This window comes from Schaedlerella arabinosiphila (assembly GCF_003885045.1).
GTDB lineage: Bacteria > Bacillota > Clostridia > Lachnospirales > Lachnospiraceae > Schaedlerella > Schaedlerella arabinosiphila.
In genome coordinates, this window is sequence record NZ_RHJS01000002.1 from 260,538 (window position 1) to 276,069 (window position 15,532).

The 15,532-nt window shown below is 49.3% G+C and carries 12 protein-coding genes; 11 read left to right on the forward strand and 1 reads right to left on the reverse strand.

Annotation, left to right across the window (positions count from 1 at the left end):
• Positions 1-123: 123 nt before the first annotated feature.
• The gene (locus EBB54_RS01910) at positions 124-1,827 is read right to left on the reverse strand and encodes an AAA family ATPase (protein WP_125126119.1); all 1,704 of its coding nucleotides are present in this window, start codon (positions 1,825-1,827) and stop codon (positions 124-126) included.
• A gap of 729 nt (positions 1,828-2,556) precedes the next feature.
• Between EBB54_RS01910 and EBB54_RS31550 the strand changes: the two genes are divergently transcribed.
• From EBB54_RS31550 to EBB54_RS01955, 11 genes are all read left to right on the forward strand, one after another.
• Entirely contained in the window at positions 2,557-2,682 is a 126-nt protein-coding gene (locus tag EBB54_RS31550) for a hypothetical protein (protein WP_279229956.1), read from the forward strand.
• 89 nt (positions 2,683-2,771) lie between these two features.
• The gene (locus EBB54_RS01915) at positions 2,772-4,997 is read left to right on the forward strand and encodes an NAD-dependent epimerase/dehydratase family protein (RefSeq protein WP_125126120.1); all 2,226 of its coding nucleotides are present in this window, start codon (positions 2,772-2,774) and stop codon (positions 4,995-4,997) included.
• A complete protein-coding gene (locus EBB54_RS30940; RefSeq protein WP_243127474.1) occupies positions 4,994-5,140 on the forward strand; it encodes a hypothetical protein in 147 nt (48 codons plus the stop codon). Before EBB54_RS01915 ends, EBB54_RS30940 begins: the two co-directional genes overlap by 4 nt.
• 16 nt (positions 5,141-5,156) lie before the next feature.
• Positions 5,157-5,966 (forward strand): hypothetical protein, encoded by an 810-nt coding sequence (locus tag EBB54_RS01920; protein WP_243127475.1) that lies wholly within the window; start codon positions 5,157-5,159, stop codon positions 5,964-5,966.
• A 2-nt stretch (positions 5,967-5,968) separates the two neighbouring features.
• Positions 5,969-8,239 carry a hypothetical protein gene (locus tag EBB54_RS01925; RefSeq protein ID WP_125126121.1) on the forward strand — a complete coding sequence of 757 codons (2,271 nt, stop codon included), beginning with the start codon at positions 5,969-5,971 and terminating at the stop codon, positions 8,237-8,239.
• Positions 8,240-8,262: 23 nt separating this feature from the next.
• Positions 8,263-10,137 carry a DUF2194 domain-containing protein gene (locus EBB54_RS01930; protein WP_243127476.1) on the forward strand — a complete coding sequence of 625 codons (1,875 nt, stop codon included), beginning with the start codon at positions 8,263-8,265 and terminating at the stop codon, positions 10,135-10,137.
• 3 nt (positions 10,138-10,140) lie between these two features.
• Entirely contained in the window at positions 10,141-11,571 is a 1,431-nt protein-coding gene (gene pelF / locus EBB54_RS01935) for a GT4 family glycosyltransferase PelF (RefSeq protein ID WP_125126123.1), read from the forward strand.
• A 30-nt stretch (positions 11,572-11,601) separates the two neighbouring features.
• Positions 11,602-13,065, forward strand: a complete 1,464-nt coding sequence (gene pelG, locus EBB54_RS01940) for an exopolysaccharide Pel transporter PelG (protein ID WP_004082935.1) — start codon at positions 11,602-11,604, stop codon at positions 13,063-13,065.
• A gap of 2 nt (positions 13,066-13,067) precedes the next feature.
• Entirely contained in the window at positions 13,068-13,523 is a 456-nt protein-coding gene (locus tag EBB54_RS01945; RefSeq protein ID WP_125126124.1) for a DUF2304 family protein, read from the forward strand.
• A complete protein-coding gene (locus EBB54_RS01950) occupies positions 13,468-14,700 on the forward strand; it encodes a glycosyltransferase (protein WP_125126125.1) in 1,233 nt (410 codons plus the stop codon). The genes EBB54_RS01945 and EBB54_RS01950 overlap by 56 nt, the downstream gene beginning before the upstream one ends.
• Positions 14,701-14,746: 46 nt before the next feature.
• Positions 14,747-15,526, forward strand: a complete 780-nt coding sequence (locus EBB54_RS01955) for a glycosyltransferase family 2 protein (protein ID WP_125126126.1) — start codon at positions 14,747-14,749, stop codon at positions 15,524-15,526.
• Positions 15,527-15,532 lie beyond the last annotated feature (6 nt).

A 15,532-nucleotide genomic window follows, 5' to 3' on the forward strand; every position in this document is an offset into this window, starting at 1 on the left:
ATCTGATTGTTTTTTATCCAAATACCAGAAGCCAGTAAAGGCGGAACACCTTGCCTTGACTGGCTTCTGGTATTTGAACCTGGATAGTCAAGTAGCTCAAAGAAAAATTTTCAGACAACTTACTTACGCATGTGATCTGCCTATCAATACCTTCTTCCCCCTGAAAGCAAATCCGTATTTCCTGATCCTTTCGGCCGGCACGCCTTTTGCTTCCAGAGAGACAGCATATTCTTTTTCTTCGATCTGCTGCAGCGCCGCTTTTACCGTGTCTTCCAGATCTTTCTCGTCTTCTGAATCCTGAATTTTGAACTCCAGGATAATTCCGGGCTCCTGTATATCCTTTGGTTCAAGCATAACGTCATATCTTCCAAATCCGCTTTCACGGTTTGATGTAATGATATAACGATCCTCCAATGTCACCATCAGTCCTAATACAAATCCATGATAAAAGCGCTCCGGTTCACGTTCTTCGGATGGCTTGCCGCCGCTGTCAAAGTAACTGAACGTTGTCTTTGCTACCCGGTTCATATAGATATTCATTGCTTTCAGATCATCCAGCAAAAGAGCTTTTATAAAATCATTGTAATTGGAAGCAGAAGACGCAAACCATCCCTGCACCATACTGCGGAACATGATCTTCGTTTCATAATTGGTGATTTCCAATTCATAGACAGGCTTCCACTCACGGCCTGGCACATAGCTTGTCTCACATCGTTTTACCCGGAGATAGCCGCTTGCCAAAAGCAGGCTCCAAATGGCATTTTCATCCAGGTCAAGCTGGTTATAAACAATCTGCTCTTCAATCTCAGTTAAAATAGTTTTTCCATCCAGCAACTGTTTAAATGACTCTTTGACCTGCTTCGTCCCTTCCCTGATCATCTTTCCTGCCAGACTATTGCTGCTCGTATTTGCCCAATAAGGAGCAAACTGATGTTTATCCAGGTAATGAATGATAGACCATGGATTGTATATATCTGTTTTATGGCCGAAAACAAAGCCGTCATACCAACTCCTCACCTCATCTTTCCTATTCGAAAGATGATATTCGTCTAATGCAGCAAAAACCTCCTCTTCTGTGAATCCAAAGCATTCCTCATATTTATCCGATGTTGTTGTTACGACTTCCAGGTTGTTAAAATCCGAAAAGATAGATTCCTTACTGATCCGGGTTATTCCTGTCATAATTGCACGTTCCAAATAGGGGTTCCCTTTAAAAGCCGCATGAAACAGACTGCGCGTAAAAGCTGCCAATTCTTCCCAATAACCATTTACATATGCCTCCTGCATAGGAGTATCATATTCATCCAGAAGGATGACAGCCTTTTGACCATAATATCGGTACAGATAACCAGACAGTCTCCGGAGTGATATCGTAATATCTGTATCATCACTATCCGAAGATATTCCATCATAGTATTTTTTGTCTTTTTCTCCAAGAATACCTTCCTTTAACAGAAAGTCGTATTGGTTATACAGGTCTACAATCGTCTCACATATTTTTTTCCGTGCCTGTTCGTAGGATACTTCTTTAATATCTGAAAAACTCAAAGATATGACCGGATAGGTTCCCTGGAGTTTCCGATATGCATCTTCTTTCCATATATTCGTTTCCAGGAAAAGGCTGCTGCCCGAATACTGCACTGAAAAAAAATGTTCTACCATACTCATCGTCAGTGTTTTTCCAAATCGGCGCGGCCGGGTAATCAATGTGACATCATCCATGGATTCCCACCACTCTTTGATAAACATGGTCTTATCTACATAAAATACATTCCGTTTGATTATCTTTTCAAAATCCTGGAGACCGATTCCAACGGTTCTTGCCATACCGACACCTCTCTCTAAAATACACACAGCGCAATAAGTTTCTTTCATTATAGCTGTTCTCTGTCTAAATCACAACCGCAAATAACCATATATACGATCAGTCAGTTGGAAGATAAATTTGTTTTGGGATATACAACCGTTCAGAAGCTGAAAGAGTAAGAAGCAATGAATTATATTGGTTGTTGAGTGAAGGCAGCGATTACAGAAAAAACAATCGCAAAGCGGCTTACTATACGACAAGTGCCAAAAAAGCCCCTGTTTTAGGAGCTTTTTGCAGGCAGGCCGCCAGAATTGACTGTTCATCAATAACGGCCGCGGCTGCCGTGAGCTTGGACAGCCGCATAAATGTATGTTTTTTCAGCGATTTGTATCTTCTTTATTATTAATGTTTGTTAGAAAACCACGCCGGCTCATATTCTGTATGTGCAGATCGTGTATATAGCAAGGGGATACATTGACTGCGCGGCAGACTGCTGAGATATGTATCTTACGATGAAAGTGATATAGATGCCGCATTTGGAATGGCAGGAGTTAAATGTTAAACGCAGATTGGTATTGAAAAAATATGAAAATCGTGTTAAAATTTACTCACTATTTGATGCGTCGTCTTGTCGTATAGTAAGCCGCTTTGCGACAAGCCGTATACACTGAGAATATCAGCTCAGAATTGTAATTTCCAGGGAGGTCGGATGAGCCGTGTGGAACAGAAGATGGAATGAAAAAGAAGAGATGGAACCAAAGCTTGGCTTGGAAAAGGCGGAAGAGATTTTAAGAAACGTATATCAGGCAGCTGGTATTGCCCCGCCTGAGAATTGTGCGGAAATACTTCAACGGGGAGCAGAAAAGAATTTCTGAATGTGAAGTGAAGATGCCTGAGTTTTAGCTGTGTCAGAGATTGCGGTGACGTTTTACAGAGAGGGTACTCTTTTCAGAAAACAGAAAGGATGCCCTCTTTCAATATCATCGTGCGCAGAAAGGTGAAAAAGATGGTTGTATTATTGATAGGCGGCGGCTGTGTGCTGATGGATGCGATGATCAGCAAATTAACCAAAAACGGCCATCGCGTGTACCTGCTGACAGGGCAGAAGAACAATCGTTTTTCCTACAAGCAGGTGTTTGAAAAATATAATTTTCCGTATGACAGCGGAAGCATCAAAGATATTTTTGAGAGTACGAGGCCGGACGTGGTCGTATTTATGGGGGCATACGATACGAACTTTGACTGGGGGGAGGACGCGAGACAGGACTCGGTGCGCTATGTGGCCGGGCTTGTCAATATCCTGTCCGCTTACAGTGTGGTCAAGGAAGGGAAGTTTGTCTATTTTTCTTCTCAGGAAGTATACGGCGGAGTCTATATTGACAACATCGGTGAAGAAGAGCCGGTATCCCCGAAAGGGTTTAAAGCAATGGCCATGGTCCAGGGAGAGGAAACCTGTGAGAATTTCCGAAGGACGCAGGGCGCGGATACGCTGATCCTCCGGTTTGACCATATGTACTGGATACCGGAAAAGGGGAAGTCGGAGGACAACGATTGTTTCCGGATGTGCCTGGAAGCCCTGAAAACGGGAAAAATCTCAGCCAACGAGAGACGGGCTTTTTCCATGATCTATTTGAACGACGCGGTGGAGCTGGCATACAGGGTCCTGTGTGAGAAAGATCCCACACATTCCCTTTACCACATTTCTTCCATGGAGCCGGTTAATGAAAAACAGCTTGCCGGGAAGGTACAGGAAGCGATGGGGGCCGGGATCACGGTGACAGACAGTTCGGTGGGGGCAAACAGCCGCCTGGTTCTGGACAGCGGTAGGTATAAGAAAGAGTTTGGCTTTGAACTGTTCACCGACTATGACAAGGGGATCAAGCAGATCGTCCACTACATGAAGCGCCACAGCAATTCGTTCGTTTCGGAAGAGGATGAAGGCGGCGGGATGGCTCTGAAGATCTGGAACCTTGTCAGGCGGATCTTCAAGGCGCTGTTTCCATTTGCGGAGTCGATCGCAATGTTTGCACTTGCCTTTTTCCTGAACGGCCAGGCGGCTGACAGTGAATTCCTGGCGAAGCTGGATATCTACCTCCTGTATGTATTGCTGTTTTCCGTTGTTCACGGCCAGCAGCAGGCTGTTTTCTCTGCTCTGCTGGCGATGGGCGGCTACTGCTACCAGCAGATGTCAGTCCATTCCCTGTTTGAAGTGCTGCTTGATTACAATACATACGTCTGGATGGCACAGCTCTTTATCGTGGGACTGGTTGTGGGCTACATGAAGGACCAACTGAGCTTCATCCGGGAAGAGGGGAGATGCAGGGTTCAATATCTGAACGGCCAGCTTAAGGACATTGAAGATATCAATGACAGCAACGTGAAACTCAAACATAATTTTGAATCCCAGGTAGTCAATCACAGGGAAAGCCTTGGGAAGATCTATGAGGTCTCTTCCTCACTGGAGCAGTACGGGCCGGAAGAGGTGCTTTTTTATGCGGCGCAGGTGCTGTCAAAGCTGATGGACTGCAGGGATGTGGCAGTATACAACGTAGCCAACGGGGATTACGCAAGGCTCTTTTCCTCCACATCCCCGGAAGCGCGCAGGCTCGGTAATTCGATTAAATATTCGGGGATGGAGGAACTGTATGGGGAACTGAGGGCGCACAGGGTTTACATCAACCGGAATATGGTAGAAAAAATGCCCATGATGGCAAGCGCAGTCTATTCGGAGGATTCCATGCAACTGATCATCATGCTCTGGGGCGTTCCGTGGGAGCGCATGACGCTTGGGGAGGCCAATCGGCTCACGATTGTGGGATTCCTGATCCAGAATGCGGTAGTACGTGCCAACCGTTATCTGGACGCACTCAGGAATGAGCGTTATGTGGAAGGGACCAGCGTGTTGGAGGAGGAAGCGTTTACGCATCTGGCAAAAGCCTTTTTCGACGCAAAGGATAAGGGCCTGACGGAGTATATTCTGCTGGAAATCATAACCAATGAATGGAACTGCGAGTATGCGGCGGATTCCCTGGGCAGAACGATGCGGCAGACAGATTATCTGGGACTTTTCAAAGGCGGACATCTGTATGCGCTTCTGCCGAATACCAACAGGGAGAATGTGGGCGGTATCATAGAGCGTTTCCGCGATTTGGGGTATGAGTGCCGGATCGACGAGGAGGCGGTGCTATGACCATGGCAAGAGATGAATACATTTTTTTGATAATCCTTGCGGTCAATCTGATTGTGTCGGTTCTCTACCTGGCGGCAGGGATCGTGCTCATGGTGCCTGCGCGCATCGCTGGCGGATGGGAACGACGAGGAGATCCTGTATGACAACAGAAGAACTTATGTGATCCGTTTCATCGAGATGATCCTCTGCCCGGTCATTGTTCCGCTGTTCTTTTTTATGGGGCATCTGTTTTACCTGTTTGTATTCTGGCGGGACGCAAACCTGGTGGACGTGGTTTTCAGCAAAGACCGTGTAAAAACCAACCTGAAGGCGGACGAAGAGGCAGAACGCAACATCATTCCCCTGGAGGAGGCACTCCTGGTGAATGAGAAAAAAGACCTGCGCTCGGTGTTTGTGAATGTGATGCGCGAGGATATCAGAAATTCACTGGCGTCCATTACCCTGGCGCTGGACAGTGAGGACTCGGAGACTTCTCACTATGCGGCGGCGGTTTTGTCGGATGAACTGAATAAATTCCGTATCTTCGTGCAGAAGCAGCTCACGCAGGTTCGGGAGAAAAAGGATTCCGATACGGAGGGGGAGGAGATTCTGGTAGATTATATGGACAGCATTCTCAAGCAGCATGTTTTTTCGGATCATGAACAGAGAAAATATGTAAACGAGATGGCAGAGGCGGCGGAACTGCTCTATGAAAAAGATGCTTCCAGGATCACGCTGGAACGATATGAGGCGGTCTGCCTGAGAACCCTGGAGATGAAGGATTATGGTGCCGCGGAAACATGGTGCCGGCGCATGGAAGAACAATACCCGGACGAACTGTCCGCGTACACCTGCAGGCTGAAGCTCTATTTTGCCAGGCAGGACAGGGAAGCCTTTTTCCAGACCCTGGATGCCTTGAAGAAATCAGATGTGGTGATTGACCGTGAGACGCTGGAACTGATTCGGATCTTCAGTACAAGGAGGCAATAAAGATGTCAATGGCAATACTTTCCGTACTGCAGCTCACAGAGGTCGCGGCAGCCTATGTTTTCGTAATCCTGCTGCTGCCCTGGCTGTTTCTGCGCAGGAGGCTTGCAGGCTTCGGCAGTGTGCCCGTGAGATTTATGATCTATTTCCTTACCGGAAATTTTTACATCATCAATCTGGTATACCTGCTGCAGCTCTTACATATCTCCTGCTGGCTGACGCTGTTTCTCGGAACATTTGCTCCGTTCATAGCGACGGGTTTTGTGAAATACAAAGGGGGGCTTTTGGCGGCTCTGGAGAAAAAGCTTGTTCAGATCCTGCTCGTCCTGGGAGGGGAGACGGGAAGGAAGACATTGTTTCTCCGTCTGCGGAGAAGGATGAAAAGGCTCTTGGCAGCCCTCAGCAGAAAAGGCAGTGAAGCCGTAAAAAAATTCGGATTTGAGATCCTGGTTGTATTCGGGCTGATCCTGCTTCTGGTCTATATGTACGGGACAAATGCAGTCAATGTCTACGGATACTGCGCATCGGATGTTGTGCTGCATAACTACTGGATCAACGAGATGGGGCACAACAACATATTTGCTGACGGCGTGTATCCCTTTGGCATGCACTGTCTGCTGTACCATCTTCACGGACTGTTCCGGATACCTGTGTATGTGCTGCTCCGGCTTTTTTATGTGGTGCAGACGGTTATGATCCACCTGGTGCTGCTGGCATTTCTGCGGTGCGTGTGTAAGTCAAAGTATGCTCCGTACATCGGGATCGTGATTTATATTGTTTCGAACCGGTTTTACCACTATACCTATATCAGATATCACGCCACACTGCCCCAGGAGCTGGGTATGGCTTTTATACTGCCGGCTGCCTATTTTGCAATGGCCTTTCTCCAGGAGAAAAACGTTGTGTCCAGGCTGAAAGAGGCGGGGGATGCAGGAGCAGAAGAGGCGGAAAAAGTTGGCGGGGAGGAAAAGAAGGAAAAGGGCATTACGGTTTCGGGACTGTATCTTGCCCTGTTTGCGGCCAGTATTTCCCTGACGCTTACCATTCATTTCTACGATACGTTTATTGCCGGACTGTTTTGTATTGCAATCGGGGTAGGATTTTGTTTCCGCGTATTTCGATGGGAATATTTCAAACGGATTGTGGCGGCCGGAATTGCCGGGATCGTGATCGCGGTGCTTCCCATGGGCGCGGCCTATGTTACCGGGACGCCTCCGCAGGGATCACTGAACTGGGGGATTTCCCAACTGCAGTCCGCTGCATCCGTTTCAGGGGGAACGGGTACAGATGGCGGAAACAAGGCAGGAGAAGGGCCGACGGTACTGGAGAATATTCTGGACAGGATGGAGTTCTTTGTGACAAACGATATGGAAACCGCCCAGGTGCTGGTAGGAAGCATCGGCCTGCTTTTTGTGTTGGGGCTTTTGTGGATACTGTTTCGGAAAGTGGACTATGGGGCGGTTCTGGTATCGTTCAGTATTTATATGGCGACCATGGCTGTTTTTCAGGCGGCGTCTGAGCTTGGGATCATGCAGCTTTTGGAGGTTACACGTTATTCCGTGTATCTGGGATATGGGATTCCGGCAGTCTGGAGCCTGTGCGTGGATGCACTGATCTTGATTCTGTTCCGGAAGGCAATCGTTCTCAATCTCTGCTCCTTTGCAGCCCTGGCGGCATCCTGCGTGCTGACGGTAAGAATGGGAGTGCGGCCTCCTACCTGTGTCACCCCTTATGAGACGAATGAAGCGATCATCTGTCTCAATAACATCATACGTGAAAACAAAGGGCAGGCATGGACGATCTGTTCCGCCAATGACGAACGCCAGATGATAGGGGACTGTGACTTGGGCTTTCATTATGAAACCATCAAGTTTTTAAAGGAGATGCGTTCCATCGATGAGGAGACCGAAATTACGATCCCTACATCTACGGTGTATTTCTTCATTGAGAAGATCCCGCTTCTGTACAGAGATCCGATCAATACGGAGAAGGCTACGCGGCGGGTATCCCCGGAGGGGGCCGGAAAACCGCTTTCGGAGGAGCCGGGGATCAAGCCCTATACCGAGGAGAGGCGATGGGTCACAATGTCGCATATGTACTATTGGGCATTGGCTTTCAAAGAACTCTATCCGAATGAGATGGAGGTCTATTATGAAACGGAGCAGTTTGTATGCTACCGCGTAAGACAGAACGGATACAGCTTGTATAATTTTGCGATTGATTACGGATATAACGGATATGACGAGACAAAGAAAGATCAGGAGAGGGGAACATGATATCACGCCGAAATTTTTTCATAATGACAATCTTAATGTCGGTTGTATTCTTTCTGTGTATGTTTATCAACAACATGAAGGACATATCCAATGATTATGAGGTCAATGCATTTGTCACCGGGACGGCGGAGGATTATCCTTCCAAGGTCAGCATCTACATGCCGGACGGGCTGAGAGAGAAGGAGGAACCAGAGGAGGAGACTCAAGAAGGGGCGTCGGAGGATGAGGCTGTCTGGGTTTCCCGCAATAAGGCAGTATTCATCGGAGCTGAAAACGGAAAGCTTGGGGAACTCGTAAAGACATGGGCTTCTTACACAAAGCGGGATGTCTCCGGATATGAAACCCTTGCCTCCTTAAATGCAGCGGAAGGGGAGCAGGAGCTTCCGGAAATGCTGGTCATTGATCCCGGCTGTATTGACTGGATGCAGGAGAGTGAAATCGGATTTTTGACCGAGTGCATAGAACGGGGAACCCATCTGGTATTCGCATCCCTCCCGGATGTATCGGTGATAAAGAGAAGCCGGCAGGTCCGGGAGCTTCTCGGCATTCGGGAAGTGGAACAGGATCAGACGACGGTGAAGGGGATTCATCTGTACGGCGGTTTTCTGCTGGGCGGAGAGACGGTCTATATGACAGATAAGAAGGAGGAGCGGAAGTTTCAGGACATGGAGCTTACATTTCCCTGGTACAGTCTGGCCTCCGGAACCAAGGTATATATGAAGGGAATCCCGAAGGACGAGGAAACAGAGACGGAGGATTATCCGGTTGTGATATGGAGGAAAAGCTTCGGCTCAGCGTATGTATTTGCCGTAAACGGCGGATATATGGAGGGAATGTCCGGCCTTGGGCTGCTTTCCGCCATGTCCTCCGAGATGTACCGGTATGAGATCTATCCGGTGGTCAATGCACAGAGTATCGTGCTGGCCGGCTATCCCAGCCTGGCCGATGAGAACCGGAACGTGATGCAGAAATATTATGAACGTTCCATGCCGCTTCTCCATCAGGAGTCGATTTGGCCGAATATCACCACGGCCCTCCAGGATTATGAGATCGGCCTTACCTGTATGATGACGCCGCAGTACGACTATTCGGATGGGAAACTTCCGGACGCCCAAAGGCTTAAGGACTATATGAAAAATTTCCATGAAAAGTCGGTGGAGGTCGGCTGGTCGGGGCTGAGTATCTCGGATACGTCTGCGGCTGAGAAGCTTTCCTGGGATCAGGAGTTTCTGTCGGATGCGGTGGGCAGCTATGAGTTTGCCTCTTTTTACGCGGGAGACATGGACGAAGGGGAGGCGATGGAGGCTCTTGGGTCAGAGCTTTTGTCGTCGGTGCGGACAGTCGTACGGGATTATGACGAACAGGCAGTAAGCCCTCTGGGATATCTCTCCGAGCATATTACGGAGCAGCGTGCGGTTATGGACGGCACAGAGTATTCCTTCCGGAAGGATTTTCGGGCAAGGTGTGTGGAAACGGCGCTGGGATACCTCAACATGTGCTGCGATATGGAGCGTGTGGCTTACCCGAAAAACAAGAAAGATTCCTGGGATGAGCTGTCCAAAGAATTTGTGAGAAATGTTGACGTGTTCGGAAAGACATTCAAGGGCTTTGACAAGGCGACGGCATCCCAGTGCGACGAGAGAATCCGCAGCTTCCTGTTATTAGACTATACGGACAGGCGGAAAGGGAATACGGTGTATCTGCAGATCAGCGGGGTGGACACTGCCGTATGGTTTGTGTTCAGGAATTACGGCAAAGGCATAAAGGAAGTAGAGGGCGGAAGCTTTCGGGAGCTGGAAGAGGGCGTTTATCTGATCCGGGCGGACAAAAGTGAGGTTGCGATTACACTCGAACCGGCTGACGAGAGGTATTATTACGGATACTCTGAAAGGAGATAGCAAGTGAAAGTCTGCATAGTAGTAGAGGGATGTTATCCATATGTGACAGGCGGAGTATCCAGTTGGGTACACGGTCTGATCCAGTCTTTTCCGAAGCTGGAATTTATCATCCTGGCGATCATCAGCAACCGTTCCCTGAGCGGCAAATTTACCTATGAGCTGCCGGAAAATGTTTCGGAGGTGCATGAGCTGTATCTGGAGGATGCCGACTGGAACCGGAAGGGCCGCAGAAGATGCAGGCTGAGCAAGGCGGAGTACCAGGCGTTTCGGAGTCTGGTACGGAACCGGCGCGTGGAATGGGAGACGGTATTTCGGATGTTCCAGGAAAAACCAATTTCGCTGGATAAGTTCCTGATGGGAGAAGATTTCCTGAAAATCGTCCGGGAATCTTATGACATGCATTACAGTCAGCTTGTCTTTTCGGATTTTTTATGGACGATCCGATCTGTGTACCTGCCGCTTCTGTTTGCCCTGAAGATGAAGCTGCCCAAAGCGGATCTGTATCACTGCGTGGCAACCGGATATGCGGGAGTGCTTGGAAGCATGGCAAAGGTTCTTTACGGCAGCCGCCTGCTGATCTCGGAACACGGGATCTACACCAGGGAACGGGAGGAAGAGCTGCTCCGCGCGGACTGGGTGCAGGGGGTGTACAAAAACATCTGGATCGACCAGTTTAAGAAGATGTCAAAGCTGGCATACGACAAGGCGGATCTTGTCACCAGCCTTTATGAATATGCCAGGGAGCTCCAGATCGACCTGGGATGTCCTGTGGAAAAAACCATGGTGACGCCGAACGGGGTATCCGTAGAGCGGCTGAAAGACCTTCCGGGAAAAACAAAGGAGGATGAAGGAAGGATCAACGTCGGCGCCGTGCTCCGCGTAACGCCGATCAAGGATGTAAAGACCATGATCCAGGCATTCAGCTTTGCAAAGGAGAGGGAACCCAGGCTGAAGCTCTGGATCATGGGCCCCACGGACGAGGACGAAGGGTATGCCCGGGAATGCCGGGAACAGGTGGAAGCGCTGGGGATAGAGGACGTGGTATTTACCGGGCGGATCGATATCCGGGAATATCTGGGCAGGATGGACATGACGATCCTGACCAGCCTCAGCGAAGGCCAGCCCCTCACGATCCTGGAGGGCTATGCGGCGCACAAGCCCGCCATAGCTACGGATGTAGGAAACTGCAGGGGCCTGATCTACGGGGAGAACGACGGGTTCGGCGACGCGGGGATCGTGGCCCACATTATGAATGTGGAGGAGATCGCACAGGCCATGGTGGATCTGGCAAGAAATGAGCCGATGCGCCTGCAGATGGGGGAAAACGGCTATCAGCGGGTGGTTTCAGGCTACCAGATCGAGCATATGCGTGAGAAATACCAGAAAATCTATAAGGACTTTTCTGACAGCATGGGACTTCGCTGGGAGGAATAGCGGAATAGCGGATGGGAGAGGAGAATGTCAATGGCAGGCATAGGAAGTAAACTAAGTAAGATATTTGAAAAGAGTACGATCACAACATATCTTATCGGATTTGTATACAGCTCCATGTCCACGGTGACTCCGATGTTTGTGATCATCCTGAATATTCTGGTGATGGGGTATTTTCTGGAGTTCGACAGCCTGGGGCTCATAGAAAGGGAATTGTTTTCCTGCTCCGTGCTGTATATATTTATATTTTCACTTCTGACCTGTTCGCCGTTTAATTCAGTCCTGTCCAAGTATATGTCGGATGTGATCTATGAAGAGCGGTATCAGGATATCCGGCCCTGCTATTATCTGGGGCTGCTTATGAACCTTTTGCTCAGCAACCTGCTGGGAGTGCCTTTCTGTCTATGGGAGCATTTTGTAGGCCGGGTGGACGTATTCTATGTATTTACGGGGTACTGCGGCTATATTGCGCTGGTGCTGGTTTTTTATTCCATGATCTATCTTTCCATTGCGAAGGCGTATCAGAAGATTTCTTTATTCTATACGATCGGTATGGTATGGGCGTTTGTCTTTTCCCTGTTCCTGCGGTTCATTATGAAGTGGGGAATCAGAGAGAGTATGCTGTTTGCGCTGACCACCGGCTTTTTCCTCATCGCCTTTCTGGAAATAGCCCTTGTGAAGCGTTACTTTCAGAAAAGCAGCAACCGGTATGCGTCGGTTCTCAGGTACTTTAAAAAGTACTGGCAGCTGGTGGTCGCAAACTTCTGCTATATCCTGGGCCTGTATGTACACAATTTTGTATTCTGGACTACGGATATGAGGATGGTGCTTGTAAAGACCTTTGTCTGCAACCAGCCGTATGACATGGCCACATGCCTGGCCATGTTTACCAACATCTCTGCCACGATCATTTTTATCACCCGGGTGGAAATGTTTTTTCACGAGAAATATAAAAATTATTCCGAATCGGTCATCGGCGGGCGCGGCAGGGACATTGACATTGCCAAAAAGGAGATGTTCCGCCAGCTTTCCACGGAACTGATGAGCCTGGTGCGGATTCAGTTCATTATTACGACGGTGGTGTATCTGGCCTGCGTCGTGCTTCTTCCGCGGTTTGGTTTTTCCAGTTTGACGCTGCGGATCTATCCATGCCTGGTAGTGGGATACTTTATCGTGTTTTTGATGTACTCGGAAATTATATTTTTGTACTACTACAACGATCTGGGCGGAGCGGCTCTGACATCACTGACCTTCTGCCTGGTGACCTTATTCGGAAGTATCCTTGCGTCAAGGCTGCCGGAGCTGTGGTATGGGCTGGGCGTTGTGCTGGGAGCATTTTCCGGATGGACGACGGCGTATTTCCGCCTGCGGCATATTGAAAGAAACCTGGACCGGCACATCTTCTGCGTAGGGTCGCTGCTGAATCCGGGGATGGGGACGCAGCCGCCGGGAAAGGTATATGACAGAAAGATACAAACAAGGAGCGAGGAGGTCTAGCGATGGACAGCGATTGGATTCGGTTTGGAATCAGCTTTGCAGGGATTTTGCTGATGGTGGTCAGCTTCGTGATGCATTCCTACAAAAAAATTACGGTGAACTATACGGTGATCTGGGAACTGCTGGGGCTCGCACTGCTTCTGACCGGCGTTGTCCCTGTTTTTTCACAATGGACCAGGCAGCTTGCGTCAGGAACAGGACTGGCATTTTTCTGTGTGGGAGCCATATTTTTGTTCGAGGAGTTCAGAACCAGCGCGATGATCTCCCAATTGATCTTAAGGGAACGGGAAATGGCCATGCATGTGGCTTTGCTCAATCAGGAAAATGAGGCGATCCTGAAAGAACTGGAAAGTTTGAGCAGGATGGTGGCGGAGGAACATGAAAAAAAGGAAGAGGAGAACAATGGCTCTGGAGAAACGAAAGCGTGCGGAGAGAAAGAAACTCTTGTTTGTGGTTAACACATTGGGCCGGGCAGGTGCGGAGACTGCGCTGCTGGAGCTGTTAAAAAAGCTGGATGGCAGGGAGTATCGGCTTTTTCTGTATGTGATCATGGGACAGGGGGAGATGGCGGGGGAACTGCCTTCTCATGTGAAGCTTTTGAATCCCAGATTCAGCAGATGTTCCGTTTTGGAAAAAAAGGGGAAGCGGGTCATGGTACGGACCATATTGTCCGCCTTTTTTCGAAACGGAGGATGTCTGGACAAGCTTTGTTTTATTCTGAAAAACCTTGCGGCCATGAGAAAGAAAGGTATATTCCAGCCGGATAAGCTTTTGTGGCGGATGCTTTCAGACGGGGCGCACCGTTTCGACGTGAAGTTTGATATGGCTGTGGCTTACCTGGAAGGGGCTTCGGCTTACTACGTGGCGGAGCATGTAAAGGCAGACAAAAAATGCGCCTTTGTGCACATTGATTATGAGAGCGCAGGGTACACAAGGGAGATGGACCAGGGCTGCTGGGAGCGATTTGACCGGATTTTCACCGTTTCGGACGAGGTGAAGTCCCATTTCCTGGCGTTCTATCCCGAATACGCGCCTAAGACGGATACGTTTCATAACTTAATCGACCAGGAGGCGGTCAGGAACCGGGCAAAGGAAGGCTCCGGATTCCGGGACGGCTACCCGGGGGCGCGGCTTTTGACGGTGGGCAGGCTGACTTATCAGAAGGCGTATGACATCGCGATTGACGCCATGGGGCTTTTGAAGACTTCGGGCTGCCGGGCCAGGTGGTACGTGCTGGGCGAGGGGGACCAGAGGGCGGCGCTGGAGAAAAAAATCGCGGCTGCGGGACTGGAAGAGGATTTTGTGCTGCTCGGCGCCGTGACGAATCCGTTTCCCTATTATGTCCAGACGGATCTTTACATACATGCGACCAGATTTGAAGGAAAGAGTATTGCGATCCAGGAGGCGCAGACTTTGGGATGTACGGTGATCGCCTCGGACTGCAACGGCAACAGGGAACAGATCACAGACGGGGTGGATGGAATACTCTGCGAACTGGCTCCCCGGGCGATTGCGGACAGTATCGCGGCGCTTTTGAAGGACGAAGACAGGAGAAAAAGGCTGGGACAGGAAGCGGCAAAGAAGACGACGGCTCAGAAAGAGGAGATTCAGAAGCTGCTCAGAGTCCTGGAATAGTGTGAAGTATCGTATGAAAAAAGATGCGGGGCATGGAGGCAACAGCATGGAGAATAAAGAATTACTGATCATTATACCGACTTACAATGAGGGAAATAACATTCTGAGGCTGCTGATGCAGTTGGAAGAACTGGGAATGAAGGATAAGGCAGACATTCTGATCGTCAACGACGCTTCTACGGATGCAACCAACTGGATCGTAAAAGAGATGCACTATCCCATGCTTTCACAGCTCTACAACATGGGGTACGGCTGCGCGCTGCAGACCGGCTACAAGTATGCGGTTCGCAGGGGATATCAGTATGTGATCCAGATGGACGGGGACGGACAGCATGATGTGTGCAACATTCCCGTGATCTATCAGATGCTGACGGAGCAGGATGCTGACGGACAATATCCGGATATCGTGCTTGGGGCGAGGTTTATGGAAGGAAGCGCCGACTTTCCGGTTTCCCTTCCCAAGAGGATTGTGTATTCCATGTTCCGCTGGCTGATACGTATGGCAACGGGAAAGAAGATCTCAGACCCCACCACGGGACTGCAGGGTTTAAGCCGGAAAGCCTTTTTGTACTATTCGAAGTATGACCATTTCGACGACAAATACCCGGATGCGAATATGATCATACTCATGATGCTGCTCAAATTCCGGATCGTGGAGATCCCGGCGGTGATGCACGCGAGAAAGGAAGGAAAAAGTATGCATTCGGGGCTGAAGCCGTTTTGGTATATGCTTCGGGTGATGTTCAGTGTTATGGTCGTTTTGTTCCGTGTAAGCGTTCTGAAAATGGACGCAGAAGTGGGGCTTTTAAGTGCGGACAAGATCTGATGCGTC